Source organism: Azospirillum sp. B21, assembly GCF_008364825.1.
In the GTDB taxonomy this organism is placed as follows: Bacteria; Pseudomonadota; Alphaproteobacteria; order Azospirillales; family Azospirillaceae; genus Azospirillum.
Window position 1 is genome coordinate 91,707 of the sequence record NZ_VTTO01000001.1, and the last position, 19,954, is coordinate 111,660.

17 protein-coding genes are annotated in these 19,954 nt (G+C 65.5%); 8 read left to right on the top strand and 9 right to left on the bottom strand.

The features are described from left to right. Window positions 1–139: 139 nt before the first annotated feature. Both FZ983_RS00490 and FZ983_RS00495 read left to right on the top strand, forming a co-directional pair. Complete coding sequence (locus FZ983_RS00490) at window positions 140–2,092, top strand: acetoacetate--CoA ligase (RefSeq protein WP_149221698.1); 1,953 nt, start codon at window positions 140–142, stop codon at window positions 2,090–2,092. Beyond that, window positions 2,082–2,552: a hypothetical protein gene (locus tag FZ983_RS00495; protein WP_149221699.1), complete on the top strand. Its 471-nt coding sequence runs from the start codon at window positions 2,082–2,084 to the stop codon at window positions 2,550–2,552. The genes FZ983_RS00490 and FZ983_RS00495 overlap by 11 nt, the downstream gene beginning before the upstream one ends. 51 nt (window positions 2,553–2,603) lie before the next feature. Here FZ983_RS00495 and FZ983_RS00500 read toward each other — a convergent pair whose 3' ends face one another. Then, entirely contained in the window at window positions 2,604–3,596 is a 993-nt protein-coding gene (locus FZ983_RS00500) for a TerC family protein (RefSeq protein ID WP_149222422.1), read from the bottom strand. A 468-nt stretch (window positions 3,597–4,064) separates the two neighbouring features. Here FZ983_RS00500 and FZ983_RS00505 point away from each other — a divergent pair, with 468 nt between their 5' ends. The 4 genes from FZ983_RS00505 (at window position 4,065) to FZ983_RS00520 (ending at window position 8,128) form a co-directional block, all read left to right on the top strand. After that, a complete protein-coding gene (locus FZ983_RS00505; RefSeq protein WP_012974184.1) occupies window positions 4,065–4,340 on the top strand; it encodes an HU family DNA-binding protein in 276 nt (91 codons plus the stop codon). Window positions 4,341–4,375: 35 nt separating this feature from the next. Then, window positions 4,376–4,786, top strand: a complete 411-nt coding sequence (locus FZ983_RS00510; RefSeq protein ID WP_149221700.1) for a MucR family transcriptional regulator — start codon at window positions 4,376–4,378, stop codon at window positions 4,784–4,786. A 740-nt stretch (window positions 4,787–5,526) separates the two neighbouring features. Continuing rightward, window positions 5,527–6,417 (top strand): RNA polymerase sigma factor RpoH, encoded by an 891-nt coding sequence (rpoH, locus tag FZ983_RS00515; protein WP_149221701.1) that lies wholly within the window; start codon window positions 5,527–5,529, stop codon window positions 6,415–6,417. Between the two features lie 364 nt (window positions 6,418–6,781). Continuing rightward, window positions 6,782–8,128, top strand: a complete 1,347-nt coding sequence (locus FZ983_RS00520; RefSeq protein ID WP_149221702.1) for a globin-coupled sensor protein — start codon at window positions 6,782–6,784, stop codon at window positions 8,126–8,128. Between the two features lie 113 nt (window positions 8,129–8,241). On the opposite strand, the gene FZ983_RS33925 is transcribed toward FZ983_RS00520, so the two are convergent. Further along, on the bottom strand, window positions 8,242–8,412 hold the full coding sequence (locus FZ983_RS33925; RefSeq protein WP_188092216.1) for a hypothetical protein: 171 nt from the start codon (window positions 8,410–8,412) through the stop codon (window positions 8,242–8,244). Between the two features lie 395 nt (window positions 8,413–8,807). Between FZ983_RS33925 and FZ983_RS00525 the strand changes: the two genes are divergently transcribed. Next, window positions 8,808–9,434: a GNAT family N-acetyltransferase gene (locus FZ983_RS00525; protein ID WP_149221703.1), complete on the top strand. Its 627-nt coding sequence runs from the start codon at window positions 8,808–8,810 to the stop codon at window positions 9,432–9,434. A gap of 11 nt (window positions 9,435–9,445) precedes the next feature. On the opposite strand, the gene FZ983_RS00530 is transcribed toward FZ983_RS00525, so the two are convergent. Next, entirely contained in the window at window positions 9,446–9,934 is a 489-nt protein-coding gene (locus tag FZ983_RS00530; RefSeq protein ID WP_149221704.1) for a hypothetical protein, read from the bottom strand. A 188-nt stretch (window positions 9,935–10,122) separates the two neighbouring features. Between FZ983_RS00530 and FZ983_RS00535 the strand changes: the two genes are divergently transcribed. Continuing rightward, window positions 10,123–11,295, top strand: a complete 1,173-nt coding sequence (locus FZ983_RS00535) for an alpha/beta hydrolase (RefSeq protein WP_149221705.1) — start codon at window positions 10,123–10,125, stop codon at window positions 11,293–11,295. A 27-nt stretch (window positions 11,296–11,322) separates the two neighbouring features. Here FZ983_RS00535 and FZ983_RS00540 read toward each other — a convergent pair whose 3' ends face one another. The 6 genes from FZ983_RS00540 to FZ983_RS00565 form a co-directional block, all read right to left on the bottom strand. Beyond that, window positions 11,323–12,186, bottom strand: coding sequence for an alpha/beta hydrolase (locus FZ983_RS00540; protein ID WP_149221706.1), 864 nt, complete (start codon window positions 12,184–12,186; stop codon window positions 11,323–11,325). A 33-nt stretch (window positions 12,187–12,219) separates the two neighbouring features. Then, a complete protein-coding gene (locus tag FZ983_RS00545) occupies window positions 12,220–13,119 on the bottom strand; it encodes a lytic transglycosylase domain-containing protein (protein ID WP_149221707.1) in 900 nt (299 codons plus the stop codon). Window positions 13,120–13,239: 120 nt separating this feature from the next. Then, complete coding sequence (gene uvrB, locus FZ983_RS00550) at window positions 13,240–15,381, bottom strand: excinuclease ABC subunit UvrB (protein ID WP_149221708.1); 2,142 nt, start codon at window positions 15,379–15,381, stop codon at window positions 13,240–13,242. Window positions 15,382–15,519: 138 nt separating this feature from the next. Next, on the bottom strand, window positions 15,520–15,912 hold the full coding sequence (locus FZ983_RS00555; protein WP_149221709.1) for a DUF6285 domain-containing protein: 393 nt from the start codon (window positions 15,910–15,912) through the stop codon (window positions 15,520–15,522). Next, window positions 15,912–16,994, bottom strand: a complete 1,083-nt coding sequence (locus FZ983_RS00560) for a phosphotransferase family protein (protein WP_149221710.1) — start codon at window positions 16,992–16,994, stop codon at window positions 15,912–15,914. Before FZ983_RS00560 ends, FZ983_RS00555 begins: the two co-directional genes overlap by 1 nt. Window positions 16,995–17,191: 197 nt before the next feature. Beyond that, complete coding sequence (locus tag FZ983_RS00565; protein WP_149221711.1) at window positions 17,192–19,837, bottom strand: glycosyltransferase; 2,646 nt, start codon at window positions 19,835–19,837, stop codon at window positions 17,192–17,194. Window positions 19,838–19,954: the final 117 nt, after the last annotated feature.

Genomic DNA, 19,954 nt, shown 5'->3' on the forward strand with positions numbered 1-19,954 from the left:
CCCATTTCGCCCACCGGGGGAAAGACAACTGGTGCGGCCATGCGTTATGCTGCACGGCAATCCGGGACACGAACCAACAACCCGGCAGGCGAGCCGGCCGCTGACGCCGGTGGATAACGAGACGCTGAGGGAACCGAGAATGGACACTCCGCTGTGGAGCCCGAATGAGGAGCGCATCGCGCAGGCCAACCTGACCGCCTTCCGCGAGGCGGCGAATGCGCGCTTCGGACTGCGGCTGGACGATTACGACGCCCTCTACAACTGGTCGATCGCGGAGAAGGAGCGGTTCTGGCGCTTCCTGTGGGAGTGGGCCGGGCTGACCGGTGAACTCGGCAGCGTCGATCTTCTGGACGGCGACAAGATGCCGGGTGCCCGCTGGTTCCCGGAAGCAAGCCTAAGCTATGCCGAGAATCTGCTGGCCGGTGCGCTCGATGAGAATGCCGTCGTGTTCTGGGGCGAGGACAAGGTGAAGTACCGCTGGAGCGGGGCGGAACTGAAGGCCACCGTTTCCCGCCTGCAGCAGGCGCTGAAGGCCAAGGGTGTCGGCAAGGGCGACCGGGTCGCCGCCATCATGCCCAACATGCCGGAAACGCTGGCGGCGATGATCGCCACCACCAGTTTGGGGGCGGTCTGGTCCTCCTGCTCGCCCGACTTCGGCATACAGGGCATCACCGACCGCTTCGGCCAGATCGAACCGAAGGTGGTCTTCGCCCCCGACGCCTACTGGTACAACGGCAAAAGTCACGATGTCCGCGCCAAGGTGGCCGAAGTCCTGAAGGACCTGCCGACCGTGGTCGCCACAGTGATCGTGCCCTATGTCGACAAGTCGCCGGACATCTCAGATATCCCGGGTGCCGTCGGCCTGCAGGATTTCATGGCGCCCTATCCGGCAGCCGAGCCGACCTTCGAACGGGTCGCCTTCGACCATCCGCTGTTCATCCTCTATTCCTCCGGCACCACCGGAAAGCCGAAATGCATCGTCCATGGGACCGGCGGCACCATCCTTCAGCATGTGAAGGAACACCGGCTGCATTGCGACCTGAAGCGCGGTGACCGGCTGTTCTACTTCACCACCTGCGGCTGGATGATGTGGAACTGGCTGGTGACCGGTCTGGCCAGCGGCACGACGCTGGTTCTCTATGACGGTTCGCCCTTCGCCCCCACCGGCAACATCCTGTTCGACTATGCGGATGCGGAGCAGGTGACGCTGTTCGGCACCTCGGCCAAATTCATCCAATCGCTGGAGAAATCCGGGCTGGAGCCTGCGAAGACCCACTCACTCGCAAGCATCCGCGCTCTGGCCTCCACCGGCTCGCCGCTGATGCCGGAGAATTTCGAGTTCGTCTACCGCTCCATCAAGCAGGATATCCATCTCGCCTCGATCAGCGGCGGCACCGACATCATGTCCTGCTTCGTACTGGGCAATCCAATCGCCCCGGTCTGGAAAGGCGAGATCCAGACGCGCGGCCTCGGTATGGCGGTGGAGGCGTTCGACGACAACGGCGTTGCCGTGCGCGGCGAAAAGGGCGAGCTGGTCTGCACCCGCCCCTTCCCCAGCATGCCCATCGGATTCTGGGCCGATCCGGACGGGGCGAAGTACCGCTCCGCCTATTTCGACCGCTTCCCCAATGTCTGGGTCCATGGTGACTTCATCGAGCAGACCGAACATGGCGGCTGGGTGATCTACGGCCGCTCGGACGCGGTGCTGAACCCCGGCGGCGTGCGCATCGGCACGGCGGAGATCTACCGTCAGGTCGAACAGCTGCCGGAGATTATGGAAGCAGTCTGCATCGGCCAGGAATGGGACGGCGACGTGCGCGTCGTTCTGTTCGTCGTCCTGCGCGAGGGCATGAAGCTGGACGAGGCGCTGGCGGCGACCATCCGCAAGCGGATAAAGGACAATTGCTCCCCCCGCCATGTGCCGGCGAAGATCGTGCAGGTCACCGACATTCCCCGCACCCGGTCGGGCAAGATCACGGAGCTGGCGGTGCGCGACGCCGTCCATGGCCGACCGATCAAGAACACGGAAGCCTTGTCAAACCCGCAGGCCCTCGACGAGTTCCGCGAGCGGGCCGAACTGAATGGGGCGTGATGTGGCGGTGAAGCTGTTCCTCGACCTGGACGGGGTATTGGCCGATTTCGACCGCGGCGTCGTCGCGGTAACCGGCAAGCGGCCGGAACAGCTGCCGATGAAGGAGATGTGGCGGGCTTTGTCCCGCCACTCCGACTTTTTCGGCACGTTGGAGTTCATGCACGACGCGCAGGAGCTCTGGCAGTTCTGCGCTCCCCACCGGCCGACCATCCTCACAGGCCTGCCGCTGGGCAGTTGGGCACCCGAACAGAAAAAGCGCTGGGTCGCCCGCATGCTCGGGGCCGACGTGCCGGTCATCACCTGCATGGCCCGCGACAAGGCCCGCTATGCCAACCCCGGCGCCGTCCTCGTCGATGACCGCGAGAAGGCCCGCGACCCTTGGGAGGCGGCCGGTGGCCGCTTCATCCTCCACCGCAATGCGGCGGACAGCATCGCGGACCTGATCAAGCTGGGGTTCTGAACGAAGAAAAGGGGCGGCACCCGTGTGCCGCCCCCGTTCCCACCCGATAGTTTACTCGGCCGCCGCGGTCTTGGTCTCCCGGCTGGTCTTCCACAGCGACACCAGCACACCGCCGCCGATCAGAGCGAAAGTGACGCCCAGCGCGATCAGCGGGTCGGGCTTGCCGAAAAACTGCGTGTAGAAGATCTTGCCGCCGATGAACACCAGCACCAGAGCCAGCGCGTATTTCAGGTAGCGGAAGCGATGGACCATCGCAGCCAGAGCGAAATACAAGGCACGCAGGCCGAGGATGGCGAAGATGTTGCTTGTATAGACCAGATACGGATCGGTGGTGATGGCGAAGATCGCCGGCACGCTGTCGACCGCGAAGACGAGGTCGGCCAGTTCCACCATGATCAGCGCCAGCAGAAGCGGGGTGGCGGCCCAACGCATCGCACCGCCCGGACCGCTCGGCTCCTTCACGATGAAGTGATGGCCATGGAAGCGGTCGGTCACCCGGATATGGCTCTTCAGGAAGCGAAGGGCGGCATTTTCGCCGAGATTGGTCTCCTCGTCCTTCGTGAACAGCATCTTGATCCCGGTCAGCACCAGGAAGGCGCCGAAGAGATAGAGGACCCAGTGGAACTCCGAAACCAGCGCCGCGCCGGCGCCGATCATCAGGCCGCGCAACACGATGACGCCCAGGATACCCCAGAACAGCACACGATGTTGCAGTTCGCGCGGTACTGCGAAGTAGCTGAAGATCAGCGATATGACGAAGACGTTGTCCAGTGACAGGCTCTTCTCGACGAAGAAGCCCGTGTAGTACTGAAGGCCTGCCTCCGAGCCCATCGAGTACCAGACCCAGCCGCCGAACAGCATGGCGACCGCAATGTAGAAAGCCGACAGCTTCAGGCTTTCGCCTACGCCGATGACATGATCGCGGCGGTTCAGAACACCCAGATCCAGAACCAGAAGCGTCAGCACCACGCCGATGAAAACAAGCCAAATCCAAATTGGTTTTCCCAAAAATTCAAGGAAAACCGTCGCAAGCATACCATCCATAGCAAGACCCACTTGATGACGCTGCGTCAGCGGTGAAATCAAGCGGTTCCGACATCACGACCGACGCCTCGGTCGCCAGAGGGACCCGGACCCGAACTTTCTGGCAGATGGTGTCGCCGTTGCCGCGGTCAAGATGGTCTAAGACCGAGTTTTTGCATATTGAGCAAAGCTGACCGGGCATTCTTCGTCGTGACTGAATTTCAACGGATGCGGACCTTCGGCGAGTCGCGGCGTCCATGGTGTGCCTAGGGGCGTCGCACAGGCGTGCGGACGCGGAAAACTGCGGCTGTAGAGGCTTTGGCGGCTCCGGGACTCGGCGCTTGATGCAATGCCGCCACAGATCGGGAACGAATGTCGCGCAAGAAAAACACCGATGGTTGCCCAATCTGTGTTCGCTCTTGTGCGGATGGTGCCGTTCTGCCAATAACTCCGAAAAACCGAAACCAAACCGACCAAATGGAGTTTTGCATGAACCAGGCCGAGCTGATCGAAACCGTCGCCACCAACGCCGGCATCAAGAAGGCCGACGCGGCCAAGGTCGTTCAGGCGGTGTTCGAGGGCATCTCCGGCGCGCTGGGCCGCGGCGAGGATGTGCGTCTGGCCGGTTTCGGCATTTTCGAGGTGGCCGAGCGCGCCGCCCGTGAAGGCCGCAACCCCCGTACCGGCGAAGTCGTAGCGATCGCCGCTTCCAAGGCTCCGAAGTTCAAGCCGGCCAAGCAGCTGCGCGATCTGGTGAACGGCTGATACGCACGCAACCGCGTCCCAGGGGGAGCGCAGCCATGACCATCGATCAAACCGAACTGCAATCGCTGACCGCCAAGGTCGTTGCCGCCTATGTCGGCAACAACTCGGTGCCGGTCCACGACCTGCCCACGCTGATCAACAGCGTCCAAGTGGCTTTCCGCAATCTGGGCGAGGACAAGCCGACCCAGGCGAAGGCCGAGTTGGTCCCGGCGGTCGCGATCAAGAAATCGGTCACGCCGGAATACATCGTCTGCCTGGAAGACGGGAAGAAGCTGAAGATGCTGAAGCGGCATCTGAAGACCGTCTATGACATGACGCCGGACGAGTACCGCGCCAAGTGGGGACTGCCGGCCGAATATCCCATGGTCGCGCCGAACTATGCCAAGGCCCGTTCGGAAATGGCGACCAAGCTCGGCCTCGGCCGCAAGCGTGCGGCGGCCGAGTAAGCGGTCTTCATCCGCATGAGCTTTGAAAAAGGCGCGCTCAACCGGGCGCGCCTTTTTTCGTATGTACCCTCCAGGACCAATGGCGGGGGTGCAAGTGAACCGCAAGCTTTCAACCGTCGGCACGCCCTCCCCCGGCTTACCTCCAGTCGGTTCCGACGGCCTATGACCAATGTTCGGGTGGCGAAGCGGATCGGCCTTCCCATCTAGGGTTCCGGTATGATTGAGGGACCACGGGCGGTCCTATCACCATCCTCACCGCAGAGGCATAGTTGCCTCGCGCACCGCCGGCTGACCTGCAGCCGATCCATTTCGCGGGTGCGGCATATCGACGGCAGTCCGCCCGGACATTTGCCGGACGATCGGAAGAGGAGCTACCGCCCGAACGTCACCCGGCTGAACGTCAGGGGTCATAGGATTGGCTCCTCTCCCAGACTGCCGGTGCGGGTGGAAGAAGAGCCTGGGTATACGCCGAAAAACACCCGGAACATGCCCTTTCCTGGCTTGATCCGCCGCAAATCCGCGGCCACATTAACATTGTCAAAAGGACGCAGTTCCTTGAGACGCCGGGCAAAATACAAACCCCACAACAGCTAAGGTCGGATCGACGGACGTTATTCCTACGTTCGCGCCACAGTCCGCCGTTGGTTCATCGCCTCGAAGGCGATCCCTGCCATGGGTCCCGACAGGGGCCGGCCCCGACTGGGGGCTGCCCCGTGAAGCGTTGGAGAGGAGGCATTCGCGTGCTGAAGAAACTGCTGACCGGTGAAAGCGCCAGCCTGACCCGCTACATCGAGGAATCCAAGCGCTTCCCCATCCTGGCGCCGGACGTGGAGCGCGACCTCGCCATCGCTTGGCGTGAACGCGGCAGTCCCCAGGCGCTGGAGCAGCTCGTGGGCAGCCATCTCCGCTTGGTGATCAAGATCGCCCGCGGCTTCGGTGGCTACGGCCTGCCGCTGGTCGATCTGGTGGCCGAGGGAAATGTCGGCCTGATGCAGGCCGCCCAGAAGTTCGATCCGCAGCGCGGCTTCCGCTTCGCCACCTATGCCACCTGGTGGATCCGTGCCGCTATCCAGGAATACATCCTGCACAGCTGGTCGCTGGTGAAGATGGGCACCACCGCTGCACAGAAGAAGCTGTTCTTCAACCTCCGCCGGCTGAAGAGCCAGATGGCCGAACTGGAGCAGGGCGACCTGTCGCCGGAGACGGTGGCGACCATCGCCGCCGAACTGGACGTGCCGGAAACCGAGGTGGTGGAGATGAACCGCCGCCTTGCCGCGAACGACAGCTCGCTCGACGCCACCCTGTCGACCGATGGCGAGACCAATTGGCTTGAACTGCTGGCGGACGACCGCCCCACGCAGGACACCATGCTGGCGGAAGCCGACGAACTGGCGCTGCGCCGCCGGCTTGTCGGTCAGGCCCTGGACCGGCTGGACGCACGTGAACGCCGCATCCTCTTCGAGCGCCGCCTGAAGGACGATCCGTCGACCCTCGAAGCGCTGAGCCAGCAATTTTCGGTGTCGCGTGAACGCGTTCGCCAAATCGAAGTGCGGGCTTTCGAGAAGCTTCAGAAGGCCGTGCTCAGTGCCGCCCAGGCCCTGCGCCGGCCGGCCACCCCGATGGTGGCCTGATCCCACCGCGTTTCCCGTCCGGCGCGGGCTCCGCTCCGGACGGGCCTCATGCGGCACCGGCCATCCGGACGGATTCCGCCGCATCGCTCCCGCGGGCTGCGGCCCGCCTGTTGCCTCCAGACCTGTAAACCTGCAAGCCGGCGGCGCCCTCGGGCTCCGCCGGCTTTTTTCTTTCCGATATCGAGCAATAAGCCGACCCCCGTGGGGGCCGTCACGACGCTTGATTACCCGCGGTAGAGGTTCTGCGACAAAGTGACCGGTTCAAAGATGCGAGTGCCTGCGCATGATGTGCCGCTCGCGGGAAAGTTTGCAATTTTGGCAATTCTTAGTACGCTCGTCATATTTCAAATGGGAGAGGGGCTCCATGTCGCACGCTGCCCAGACTCAGTCGATCATTGACCGCATCACCTTCCTGCGCATCGACGAGGCGACGAAGGCAACGCTTCGCGAATTCCAGCCCTATCTGGCGCAACGGATCGACCAGATTCTGGAGGAGTTCTACGGCTATCTCCACACGGTCCCGCAGGTCGCCCCCATGCTGGTGAACCCGGCGGTCACCGGCCGCGCGCGGGACCTGCAGAAGCAGCACTGGCTGCGCAATGTCTTCACCGGCACCTTCGACGAGGCCTACGTCAATCAGGTCCTGAAGATCGGCCAGACGCATCAGCGCATCGGGCTGGAGCCGCGCTGGTATACCGGCGCCTATTGCTTCACGCTGAACAAGCTGATCGAACTGGCTGCTCAGATCCACCGCAAGAAGCCGGAGAAGCTGTCGCAGCTGCTCCAGGCCATCAACAAGGCGGTGTTCCTGGACATGGACCTCGCCACCTCGGTCTATATCGACCTGAACACCGCTGCAATCATCGCGCGGGAGCTGGGCAGCACCGCCGACAGCTTCGAACGGGAGGTGAAGGGCGTCGTCCAGGCGGTGGCGAGTGCAGCCCAGCAGCTTCAGGGCACCGCCCAGACGATGAGCCGCACCGCTGAAACCACCAGCGAGCAATCGACCCAGGTGGCCGCCGCCGCGGAAGAGGCGTCCGTCAACATCCAGACCGTTGCGGCCGCGGCCGAGGAATTGACCGCCTCAATCGGCGAGATCAGCCATCAGGTGACGCAGTCCGCCGCCATCGCCAACGCTGCGATGACCGAGGCCGAGCGGACCAACGCCACGGTGCAGGGGCTTGCCGACGCGGCCAGCCGCATCGGTCAGGTGGTGAAGCTGATTCACGACATCGCCAGCCAGACGAACCTGCTCGCTCTGAACGCCACGATCGAGGCGGCGCGCGCCGGCGAGGCAGGCAAAGGCTTCGCCGTGGTGGCGAGCGAGGTCAAGAGCCTCGCCAACCAGACCGCCAAGGCGACCGAAGAGATCAATTCCCAGATCGGCGCCGTCCAGGGCGCCACGCAGGAGGCGGTTGGCGCCATCAGGTCCATCTCCGGCACCATCGCGCGCATCAACGAAATCTCCACCTCCATCGCCACCGCAATGGAGGAACAGGGCGCGGCCACGACGGAAATCGCCCGCAACGTCCAGCAGGCTTCCATCGGCACCCGCGAGGTCAGCGAGACGATCGTCGCCGTCAATGCCTCCGCCAACAATGCCGGCGAAGAAGCCAGGCAGGTTTTGGAGGCGACAAACGAATTGTCGCGTCAGTCCACCACCTTGCGGACGGAGGTCGATCGCTTCCTCGCCCGCGTCCGCGCGGGCTGACTGATACCAAAACCGCCTGGGTGACCAAAAGAAGAAGGGCGCGTTCCGCCGAACGCGCCCTTTCCCATATCTGCTCGCCGTCGCGCAAGGCGGCGATGCTGTGAAACCACTGATCAGGGCAGCGTACGGACCACGAAATCGCTTACCGCGATGTTTTCCGCCTGGGCGGCGTGCCGAACCTCTTCGGCACTGCGCCAGTGGCTGCGCCCACCGAGGCTGGTGAGAACCCCGCCGCGCATCGCGACGAAAATGCCGGTCCGTCCAAGATTCACAATTCTCATCATGATCTTATCTCCCGCCCAATCACCGTAATTTTAGAGAAAATCCACCCAGTTCATTTTTTGAACGGAGATCCCTGTGGTCTTCAACAGTTATCAAAGCGTATCGTGTTGCGTCAATAAGACTTCAGTCACTCAACCTAGCTCCGGCTTCATAGGCCATCCTTCGCCTGAAAGTACCACTCCATTCCAAAGCCTCGCATTACATCTGCATTGCTTTTTGTGATAAATTTTATGTTTATTTTCGTCTGTTGCCCTTCGGGAGCCGCGTCACCGGCATGGCCAAAAGCCTTATCCCGACCGAACAGCGTCGGAACGACGGCACGCCGTGTAGGTTGTCACCGAGAGCCGCGATCCAAGCGGCGCCCGAAGGCGGGAAAGCACCTGCGAGGCATCGGCACATGGCAACAGCACACCGCCGCACCGAAACGAGCGGCACAGGCGCCAACGGGCAGTTCGGGACGGAAGCGGGAGAGCAGGACGGCCATGCGACGCTTGCCCTACCCGTGACCATCCGGCCGGCAAGGCAGGACGACCTGCCGACCCTGGAATGGTATGGCCTGCACTCGCCCCACCGCGAGATCATCGCCGGGGCATTCCGCCTTCAGGAGCGGGGTGACGGCGCGATGCTGCTGGCGGACGTCAACGGGTTTCCAGTAGGGCAGATCTGCATCGATTTCCTGCGCAAGCGGCCGAGCGGCCGGGCCACGCTATGGGCGTTGCGTGTGTTCCAGCCTTTCCGGCGGCTAGGGCTCGGCGTCCGGCTGGTGCGGGCGGCCGAACGGCTGGTGGTCCAGCGCGGCGTGCCCTTCGCGGAACTGGGCGTCGACCGCGACAATGCGGGGGTGCTGCCCTTCTACGAGCGGCTGGGATATGAACATTGCGGCAGGGAACGCGGACAGTTCCTCTACCACACGCCGGAAGGCCGGTTGGTCCGCGTTGCCATCGACCAGTGGCTTTTGCAGAAACGGATGGCGGAAGCCGCCAAGCCGCAAGGTGGCCGCGGCCTGCGCCTGGCCACCGACTAGCAAACCCGGCGTTATTCCGCCGCCAGCGCCGCGACGGGCGAAAGCGGCACCAATCGGGCCGACCGCCGTCGCGGCAGATAGATGCGGGCGCCGTCCAGGATGGCGCCCAACTCGCGCATGGCGTCGGTTGCCATGCACAGCGCGACCAGTGGAAGCCACCGGTCGAGATACTGCGCCGCGACCTCCGCGTCGCCGTTCTGCACCGCGGCCAGGGAGTCGAGCAAGGCCGCCTCGTCCGCACTGATGCGGCTGCAGGCCGGGCAGCGGATCTCGGGCTTGCGGGCCCCCGACACGGCGAAGGTGCCGAGCAGCGCGAACAGCGGCAGCAGCGCAGTGTTCGGCACGCCGGCGACATTCAGACCGATGCGCATCGACGCCATCGCACCTGCGGTTCCGGCACGGAACCACTGCCGTACGCCGGTCAACAGCGCCCGTTCGGCCGTCGTCAGGTCCGTCACCGTCCAGGGCGACGGCCGCCCTTCTTCCACCGTCCCGCACATGCCGATGCTCCTTCGTTCGGTTGCGTGCGCATCCTAGCGCCACACGCGGCAAACTGCGAGTCATTCTTAGTTGCAGAACTGGGCTGTGACAAAATGTGGCTACCGGTGGGCATACGGAATGCCGGAAAGGACGCGTTAACCACCGGAGCCAATCCTAGACCGACTCGCAGTAAGAGGGATCGGTGGGGATGATGCGGACGTTTCGGGGGGCTGTTCTCGGACTGATCGCGATGGTCGGATTGGGCATTGCGGGGGGCGTGACGGAGGTCCGCCCGGCGGCGGCCCAGATCGTTCTGAAGCCCGCCTATGGCGAGGCGTCACTGTCCGGGCCGGCCAGAGCACGCGGCGCGGTGGTGTGGAGCCATGGTCGTTCGGTGGATTCGGAGGACTCCGAGGCCCCTACCCCGCTCTATATGAAGACGCTGCGCGATGCCGGGTGGGACGTCTTCCGGCTCGACCGCATGCGCGTCAGCGACACTCTGCCCAACAGCGCCCGCGCGCTGGCGGGCTATTCGGACATGCTGAAGACCAAGGGCTATCGCCGCGTCGCGCTGACCGGGCAATCTTTCGGCGCCTTCATCTCGCTGATCGCGGCGGGCCAGACCAACGCCATCGACTCCGTCATCGCCACCGCGCCGGCCGCTTTCGGCAACTTCACCGAAGCCTATGACAGTTACCGCGAGAACGCCGCCCAACTCTGGCCGATCCTGCGAGAGGTCCGTCGGGCTCAGGTGATGATGTTCTTCTTCCACGGCGACGATTTCGATCCGGGCGGACGCGCGGAGCCGGCGCGCAACATACTGGCGCAGCGTGGTCTAAGCAGCCTGATCGTCGACCAGCCGTCGCTGCTGCCCGGCCATGGAGCCGCCAACACCGGTTTGTTCGTCCGCCGCTTTGGCGCCTGCATCGTCCGCTTCGCCGAGGCGCCGCCGGCCCCGAACGATCCGCCCTGCGACGAGTCCTGGGGCCGCAGCCCGAGCGCCGAACTCCTGCAGGCCGCCTTGCCCGCCAACGCCTCCGGCTCTGCCAAGAGCGATGTCGATACCACCGCCGCCCTGCGCCCCTTCATGGGCATGTGGTACGGAAGCTATATCAATGGCCGCGAGGTCGCGTTGTCGGTCGAGAAGACCGAAGGCGACGCCGTCTATGCCGACTATCTGCTGGGTGCAGGCATGGAGGCCGACCAGCCTTTCGAGCGGGTGCGCCGCAAGGGACGGATCGAGAATGGCGAACTGGTCTTCGACGAGAAGGGCCGCAACATGCTCCGCTATCGCCTGCGGCCGGACGGCCGGGTCTCCGCCACCTGGTTGGACAAGGACGGCCGCGGCCGGCTGGACACGGTGCTTCGCCGGGTGAACTGAGGCCGTCGCCCTTGCTGTCTTGAATGCTCAGTCCTGGGCCAGGAAATTGCGGACGATCGCGATCTGGTCATCCGTCATCAGGGACGGGGCATGGCCGGTGTTGGGTATTTCCACCACCCTCACCAGTCCGGCCGCCCCCGGGCCACGCTCCGCCATCCGCTCCGCCGTCTCGGCGCTCAACAGGTCGGAGTCCGCACCGCGCAGGACCAGCACCGGACAGCGCACACGGTCCCACAGCGCCCACAGATCGACATCGCCGACCGGCGCGGTCTTGAAGGCTTCGCCGATACCGGGATCGTAGGCGAGGCGGAACCTGCCGTCAGGCAGGGGGCGGGCGCTGTGCTCCGCCATATGGCGCCAGCATTCGTCGCCGATCGTGCCGAACCCCATCAGGACGAAGCGCAGGTAGGATTCGAGTGCCTGCAGATCCTCGAACACCGGGTCCTTGCCGACATAGTCGGCGATCCGCTGCAGGCCGGCTTGGGCGATGAAGGGGCCGACATCGTTGATGACCATGCGGCGGATCGGGCTGTTGGCCTGGGCCGCCAGCGTCATGCCGATCAGCCCGCCCATCGAGGTGCCGACCCAGTCGACCGTCTCCGCCCCCATGCGGGCGATGAGCGCCACCATGTCGGAGCAATATTGCGGATAGCCGTAGAGCGCCGGCACCGGCAGCCAGTCGCTGCGCCCGCGTCCGACCACATCCGGGCAGGCGACCCGCCACCTGTCCGCCAATGCCAGTGCCAGCCTGTCGAAATCGCGGCCATTGCGCGTCAGCCCATGGACGCAGATCGCGGTCCGCGCGGCATCGTCACGCCCCCACTGCGTATAGGCGACCTTGTGGAAGCCGGCGGCGCTGAGGCCGAGGACACTGCGTTCGGACATCGGCACGGGCGGGCACTCCTGTTCAGCGGTGAGGGGGGCTTATCCCTTTTTCGGCGATTTGACGCTGCGTGGCAACTCCGCCTCGACATCACGCACGGCCGCATCGCGGATGGCGGGGAGTGCGGACGACGGCGCCGCCACCGAATTGTCGAAGGGATGGCGGACCGCGTCGTAGTTCCGTCGGATGATGCGGACGTAATTGCGGGTTTCCTCATAGGGCGGGACGCCCTTGTAGCGGTCCACCGCACCTTCGCCGGCATTGTAGCCGGCCAGCGCCAGCGTCACGTCGCCCTGGAAATAGGCCAGCAGCCAGCGCAGATACTTCACGCCGCCGGTGATGTTCTCCTTGGGATCGAAGACGTTGCCGACGCCGAACCGGTCGGCGGTGTCCGGGATCAGCTGCATCAGTCCGGCGGCGTCCTTCGGCGATACCGCGTCGGTCCGGAAGGCGCTCTCCGCCTGGACGACCGCCAACACCAGCGCCGGGTCGACGCCGTATTTCGGTGCGATGGAGTTGACCAGCGACACGACCTCGGCCGGGGGCGGTCCGACCTCGCGCACGGGGCCGGCACCCGGGCGGCACCAGGGGCGGATGCGTCCCATGCGGCCGGGAACATAGTTGACCAGCTGGCGCGCTTCCGGATGCCCGCGCGAGGCTGCCGCGCGCAGCCAAGCGGTGCCGAGCCGCCGGTCCTTGCGCACGCCCTTGCCGAACAGATAACGGCGGGCCAGCCGGAAGGCGGCATCGGCGTCGCCCTGCTCCGCCAGTTCGCAATCGCCGGATTTAGTCTTGGGCGACGGCGGAGGCAGTTCGGCGACCGACGCCGGCTTGCCCGAGGATTTGGCATCCGCCGCAGCGGCCATGGGTACCGATGCCAACCCGGCGCCCGACAGCGCCAGTGCCATCAGCGGCACCATCACGACACGACGAAACGGCAAACCCAATCCTCCTGCGAACCCGCGTCATCATACGGGAAGCGGGAGTATGGTGATGCAACCTGTTTGGGACAAGGGCGGCAATAAAAAGCCCTCTCCCGCCCCGGGAGAGGGAGTGTTCGGTCACGGCCCGCGACGGCGCCGCCCCTGCTTCTTCGGTGCGCCTTCGGGAATCCCGCGGCCCTGGCGGGCGCTGCTGATGCCGATGCTGCCGGGAGTTTCCAGGCCAAGATCCATCGCCTCCAGCCGGCGCAGTTCGTCGCGCAGGCGGGCGGCCTCCTCGAACTCCAGGTCGGCGGCGGCGGCCCGCATGCGCTTTTCCAGATCGGCGATGACGCTCTTGAGGTTGTGCCCGACCAGCTCGTTGGAGTTCAGGCCGGTCTTCACCGTCACATGGTCGCCGCGCTCGAACACGCTTTCCAGGATGTCGCCGATGGCCTTCTTGACCGATTCCGGCGTGATGCCGTGTTCAAGGTTGTAGGCCATCTGCTTTTCGCGGCGGCGAGCCGTCTCGTCGATGGCGTATTTCATGCTGTCGGTGATCTTGTCCGCGTAGAGGATCGCCCGCCCATCGACGTTGCGGGCCGCGCGGCCGATGGTCTGGATCAGCGACGTCTTGGAGCGCAGATAGCCCTCCTTGTCGGCGTCCAGGATCGCCACCAGTGCGCATTCCGGAATGTCCAACCCCTCGCGCAGCAGGTTGATGCCGACCAGCACGTCGTAGGCGCCGAGCCGCAAATCGCGGATGATCTCGATGCGCTCCAGCGTTTCCACGTCGGAGTGGATGTAGCGGACGCGCAGGCCCGCCTCGTGCATGTATTCGGTCAGCGCCTCCGCCATCTTCTTGGTCAGGGTGGTGACCAGCACGCGATAGCCCTTGGCGACCACCTCCTTACACTCGCCGATCAAGTCGTCGACCTGGGTCTCGGTCGGGCGGACGATCACCGGCGGGTCGATCAGGCCGGTCGGGCGGACCAGCTGTTCGGTGAAGACACCGCCGGTGCGCTCCAACTCCCACGGGCCGGGGGTGGCGGAGACGAAGACCGTCTGCGGCCGCATTCCCTCCCATTCCTCGAACTTCAGCGGCCGGTTGTCCTTGGCGCTGGGCAGGCGGAAACCGTAATCGGACAGCGTCGACTTGCGCACCAGGTCGCCGCGGTACATGCCGCCGATCTGCGGCACCATGACGTGGCTTTCGTCGACGATCAGCAGGGCGTCGCCCGGCAGGTATTCGAACAGCGTCGGCGGCGGCTCGCCCGGCGCGCGGCCGGTCAGATAGCGGGAGTAATTCTCGATGCCGGCGCAGGATCCGGTGGCCGCCATCATCTCGATGTCGAAGGTCGTGCGCTGTTCCAGCCGCTGCGCTTCCAGCAGCTTGCCTTCGGCGGCGAACTCCTCCAGCCGGTCCTTCAGATCCTTCTTGATCTGGTTGATCGCCTGATTCAGCGTCGGCTTCGGCGTCACATAGTGGCTGTTCGGGTAGACACGCACGGCCTCCAGCGCCGCCAGCTTCTCGCCGGTCAGCGGGTCGATCTCGTGGATGCCCTCGATTTCGTCGCCGAACAGCGAGATGCGCCACGCCCGGTCTTCCATATGGGCGGGGAACAGTTCAACCGTGTCGCCGCGCACACGGAACAGACCGCGGCCGAAGGCGGCGTCGTTGCGCTTGTATTGCAGCTCGGTCAGCTTACGCAGCAGCTCCGGCTGGGCGATCACCTCGCCCTTGCGCAGGTCGACCGTCATCTCAGAATAGGTTTCGACCGAGCCGATACCGTAGATGCAGGACACCGACGCGACGATGATGACGTCGTCCCGTTCCAGCAGGGCCCGCGTCGCCGAGTGGCGCATGCGGTCGATCTGCTCGTTGATCGAGGATTCCTTCTCGATATAGGTGTCGGTGCGGGGAACGTAGGCTTCCGGCTGGTAATAGTCGTAGTAGGAGACGAAGTATTCCACCGCATTGTTCGGGAAGAAGGACTTCATCTCGCCATACAGCTGCGCTGCCAGCGTCTTGTTGGGCGCCAGAATTAACGTCGGGCGCTGCACAGTCTGGATGACATGCGCGATGGTGAAGGTCTTGCCCGACCCGGTGACGCCGAGAAGAACCTGATCCTTCTCGCCTTGGCGCAGGCCGCCGGTCAACTCCTCGATGGCGTTCGGCTGGTCGCCCGCAGGCGTGTAGTCCGATACGATGACGAACTGCTTTCCGGCTTCCAGCTTCGCCAGTGGCTTGGCGGGAATGGCGGACAGGACGGGACTTGCCATGGGGCGGCGATCCGGATCAGGGAGGGGGGTACGGAACGGGAACCGATTATATGGCCGCAACGCCCCCGTCTGTCGAGCGCAGGCTGAGCGGCACTGCGCCCCGCGCAGAGCGGAACGCAGTGCCGCTCAGGCCCCGCCTTACTGTTGTCCCAGCGCCTTCGGGTTGGAAATTCCGAGCCGCGCTTGGACGATGGCTTCCAGCGAGTCCATCAGCACCTCCTGGCCGTCATGATCGAAGTCGCCGGCGGCGATCTCGATGCACAGGCGATGCTGCAGCGCCTCCACCCGCTTGCGCAGGTCCTCGCCGGACAGAGCGTCGTCGGCGTCCTCGCCATAGAGCAAGGCGAGCGCCCCTAACATCGAATGGCCCGCGGTATCCAGCCCCTTCAACTCCCGTTCGGCGATCTCCAGCGCGTTGGCGACCATCAGCGCGGCAAAGCGAGCTTCGGGGGCGACATGGGGAAGCACGTCCGCCCGAAAGGTGGAGGCGGCGATCTGAAGCAGGCCGCGGGCGTCGGGATTGGCGCGCATCAGGCCACCTTCTCCACAGCGCCGGAGGCCATGCCGCCGATGGAGCGGAGATGGCGCAGCATGTCCATCTCGATTTCCGGCAGCATCCGTCCGGTCAACGCCAATTCCAGCGAGGGTTCGTCGCCGGAACTGTGGCGAAGCCCCTGCTCCACCGCGATGGCGGCCCAGCGAAGGTAGGCCGCCGTCTCCCAATAAGCGACGCGCGCCGGATCGACACGGCGGCCGGAGGTTTCCTCATAGCCGGCATAGAAATCCGCCCGGTCGGCGATGCCGCCCGCCTCACGGTCCGGCCGGCGGAAGCGCCAGGACCGGGCGCAGAACCAGCCCAGATCCTCCATCGGGTCGCTGAATCCGGCGAACTCCCAATCCAGGATCGCGGTCAATGCGCCATCCTTGACCAGATAGTTTCCGGTGCGGAAATCGCGATGGCACAGCACCACGGCCCCCGGCAGCGGCGCGTTGACCTCCATCCAGCGCAGCCCCCAGGCGATCACCGGATCGCGGCGCCCCAGGTCGCCGAACCATCGGCGGTACTGGGCAAGTGTTTCCTGCGCCGGGCAGTCCGGCGCCTCGCCCAACCGCTCCAGCCCTTCGGTTTCCGGCGTGATCCGGTGCAGAAGTCCAAGCTGCCGGCCAAGCTCACGCGCCAATTCAGGCTGCGCCGCCTCCGACCGCGTCACCGCATGGCCGGCGCCCAGCCCTTCGGCCCGGCGCATGATGTAGAAATCGTGGCCCAAGATGGCGGGATCGTCGCAGGCGAACAGCGGTTCCGGCGCCAGCACTCCCGCCGCGAAGGCGGCGCGCAGCACCACATACTCCCGCAGCTTGCCGATGCTGGCGGAGATGCGCCCGCCGCCTTCGGCCCGCAGCACGCAGGCATGGCGCCCGGCCAGCGGCCCGCCGTCGACGTCCAGCGTCACGGCGAGGTTCAGGGAAATCGCACCGCCACCGAGCCGTCCATCTTCCGTCACCGCGACGCGGGATGCGCCGGCCTGCGCAGCCAGCCAGCTTTCCAGACGGGCACGGTTGTCATCGGACAAAAGCGAGGCCGCGGACTGGTCGGACGCTTTCACGACGTGCATGGCGTTCTCCCTGCGAAGAGTGCTTGGCGCGCTCGCTCGCGCGTCTTTGTCGAATTCAGCGGCCGATGGTAGGCACGAAGCGGTGTTGCCGACAAGTTTCACCTTGGTGAGAAAAGCGCTTCCACCCCCAAAAAAGTCGGCCCCTCTCCCGCCGGGCGGACGGGAAAGGGGCCGTTGTTGCATAAGGAGGAGAGAGATTACGCCGCGATCGGCTGGTTCGCCCCCTGCTCCTGGCCGGCCGGCTTTGCCTGCTGGGTGGCGGGGACCGGCGCCGGCTTGGTCTCGCGGACCGGCAACATGTCACCGATGCCGAAGGCGACGGCCATCAGGTTCGGCACCGCCATGGCGGCGAGCAGCATCGACCACAGTTCCAGCGACAGGGTGCCCAGCGGGTTGGCCAGCGCGGCGGTGGCGGACGCGGCAACCAGGGCGGCGGACAGCCAAGCTTCCGGCTTGGCGCAGAAGCGGCCGGCGGTGCGCTTGCCTCCCTTGGCGGTCACCCGGAAGGCGTCGTGCTTGCGGAACAGGCCACGGACGACGGCCAGGGCGACGGTGGTGGACAGCGCCATGCCGACGGCGCAGGCGCCCAGGCTCTCCTTCCAGCTGTTGCCGGAGGCGTAGCGCGAGGCCAGCAGGCTGGAGCCGGCACGCAGGACCAGGGCACCCAGCACGGCGGCGGTGGCGGCCACCGGCGGCAGGTGCAGCGGCAGAACCAGCGAGGCGAAGGTCCAGACCACGGCGGCTGCGGCGGCGAACAGACCGACGGCGTCGGACCACCAGCGGATCCAGTTGGTGACGTAGCCCAGCTTCTGCCGCGCGCTCAGCTCGGCCGAACCCGGCAGGAACTTCTTCCAGTGGGCCCGGACGATCTGCGTGGAGCCGAACACCCAGCGGTCACGCTGCTTGCGGAACTGCATGAAGTTGTCCGGGGCCAGACCGGCGCCCAGCCGTTCGTCGGTGTAGGCGGCGCGGTAGCCGGCCGACAGGATGCGCAGGCCCAGCTCGGTGTCCTCGCAGATGCCGGCTTCCGACCAGCCGCCGACCTGATCCATCGCCGACCGGCGCAGCATGATCATCGTGCCGTGGCAGATGAAGGCCTGGGACGACACGCCCTCCTGCATGCCGACGTCGAAGAAGGGGCGGTACTCGGCGGTCATGGCGGCCTTCAGAGCAGTCTCGTGGCCGTCGCGGTGCTCCTGCGGGGCCTGAACGATGCCGACCGACGGATCGGCGAAGGTCGGGGCCAGCTTGGACAGCCAGTCGGGCGACACGGTGTAGTCGGCATCCAGCACGGCGACGATCTCGGCATCCTTATCGGTGTGGCGCAGCGCGGCGTTCAGGGCGCCGGCCTTGAAGCCGGAGATCTTCTTGTACCAGTGGAACTTGAACTTCGGACCGAGCGCCCGGCACATCTCCTCCACCGGGCGGACGAGATGCTCCTCCTCGGTGTTGTTGATGAGGACGACGACCTCATAGTTCGGATAGTCCAGCCGCGACAGCGAGGCCAGCGTGGCGTTCAGCACGTCCGGCTGCTCGCGGCAGGCGGCGACGTGGATGGAGACCATCGGCTTGTGCTCGACGGCGGGAACCGTGTGCGGCAGCAGGGCCGGGGCGCGGCCGGTCAGCAGACGGCGGGCGACGTCGACCAGATCGGCGAAGGCGACGCTCATCATCAGGGCGCCCAGCGCGAAGGCGGAGCCCCAGGTGGTGACCGCACCGAAGGTCAGGTACTCGGCGAAGGCACCGGCAACCGCCGAGCCGATGGCGAAGCCGATGATGTTGGCGCCCATCGAGGCGGCCAGCGCGAAGCCGGCGTTGGTCCGGCGGCGGAACACTGCGAAGGCCGACAGGGCAAGACCGACGGCCAGGGCGACGCCCGCACCGACCCGCTCGCCATAGGAGGCAGCGACGGCGCCGGTCATCGCCCATTTGGGCTGACGGTCGGCGTCCAGCACGCCCCAGGTCGGGCCGGGCGAGCCTTCGATGGTCGACTTCCAGATGCCGTCGAAAGCCTCGACGACGTTGTAATGAATCCCAAGTGCATTGGCTTCCGCCGCGAAGCCACGGACGACGGCGGCCTGCGCTTCCGGCGTCGGGTAGGCGTCGTGGAAGTTTTCGCCGCCCGACGGCCAGCCGACCTCACCGACGAACAGGGGCTTGCCCGGGTGCGACTTGCGCACGGTGTCAAGACGGTCGCGGATCCAGGTCAGAGCATCGGAAGCCGGCACGCCTTCCCAGTAGGGCAGGACGTGGACGCCCATGAAGTCGGAGGCCTTCACCGTGGCGTCGGCCTTGATCATCTCCGACCACACGTCGGCGGTGCCGACCTTGATGGTGGCGGGAACGGCGGCGCGCACGCGCTTGATGTAGGCGGCCAGTTCGGCATCGGTCAGTTCGGCGCGCAGCAGCGTCTCGTTGCCGACGATGATGCGCTTGATGCCGCGGAATTCCTTGGCCAGAGCGACGGCGTGCAGGATCTCGCGCTCGTTCCGGGACTTGTCCTCGCTCAACCAGATGCCGAGCGTGACGTCCAGGCCCTTGGAGATCGCGATTTCCGGGACCTCGCCCTGCGAACCGAGCGTGGAGTAGGTACGGACGCCATCGGCGAAGCCGACGATGGCGGCCATGTCCTTCTCGATCTCCTTGCGCGGCACCACCGGCTGATCGTTGGGATCGTAGCTGCGGCCCGACGGCGAGTAGGATACGGATTCGATACGTCCGGGCTCCGCCTCCACCGGCGTCGGCGCATTGCGCCAGGACCAGAAGGACGCGTGGCCGGCGGTCACGGCCAGCAGTGCGGCGGCGATGGCTGCGCGCCGGATCGAGTTCTTCGGGTTGCTCATGGGGAGTTCGCGTTGCCCTGTTGCAGGGTGGCCGTTCGCCACCGGACGTCAGCACAAACGGACAGACCGACTTCCCTATTCCATGCTCTTCAAAAAATTTTGTGCGCTGCGGGGGCC

Coding starts and splice junctions, on each gene's coding strand:
- FZ983_RS00490 (WP_149221698.1), top strand. CDS start 140: ATGGACACTCCGCTGTGGAGCCCGAATGAGGAGCGCATCGCGCAGGCC.
- FZ983_RS00495 (WP_149221699.1), top strand. CDS start 2,082: ATGGGGCGTGATGTGGCGGTGAAGCTGTTCCTCGACCTGGACGGGGTA.
- FZ983_RS00500 (WP_149222422.1), bottom strand. CDS start 3,596: ATGGATGGTATGCTTGCGACGGTTTTCCTTGAATTTTTGGGAAAACCA.
- FZ983_RS00505 (WP_012974184.1), top strand. CDS start 4,065: ATGAACCAGGCCGAGCTGATCGAAACCGTCGCCACCAACGCCGGCATC.
- FZ983_RS00510 (WP_149221700.1), top strand. CDS start 4,376: ATGACCATCGATCAAACCGAACTGCAATCGCTGACCGCCAAGGTCGTT.
- FZ983_RS00520 (WP_149221702.1), top strand. CDS start 6,782: ATGTCGCACGCTGCCCAGACTCAGTCGATCATTGACCGCATCACCTTC.
- FZ983_RS33925 (WP_188092216.1), bottom strand. CDS start 8,412: ATGATGAGAATTGTGAATCTTGGACGGACCGGCATTTTCGTCGCGATG.
- FZ983_RS00525 (WP_149221703.1), top strand. CDS start 8,808: ATGGCAACAGCACACCGCCGCACCGAAACGAGCGGCACAGGCGCCAAC.
- FZ983_RS00530 (WP_149221704.1), bottom strand. CDS start 9,934: ATGTGCGGGACGGTGGAAGAAGGGCGGCCGTCGCCCTGGACGGTGACG.
- FZ983_RS00535 (WP_149221705.1), top strand. CDS start 10,123: ATGATGCGGACGTTTCGGGGGGCTGTTCTCGGACTGATCGCGATGGTC.
- uvrB (WP_149221708.1), bottom strand. CDS start 15,381: ATGGCAAGTCCCGTCCTGTCCGCCATTCCCGCCAAGCCACTGGCGAAG.
- FZ983_RS00555 (WP_149221709.1), bottom strand. CDS start 15,912: ATGCGCGCCAATCCCGACGCCCGCGGCCTGCTTCAGATCGCCGCCTCC.
- FZ983_RS00560 (WP_149221710.1), bottom strand. CDS start 16,994: ATGCACGTCGTGAAAGCGTCCGACCAGTCCGCGGCCTCGCTTTTGTCC.
- FZ983_RS00565 (WP_149221711.1), bottom strand. CDS start 19,837: ATGAGCAACCCGAAGAACTCGATCCGGCGCGCAGCCATCGCCGCCGCA.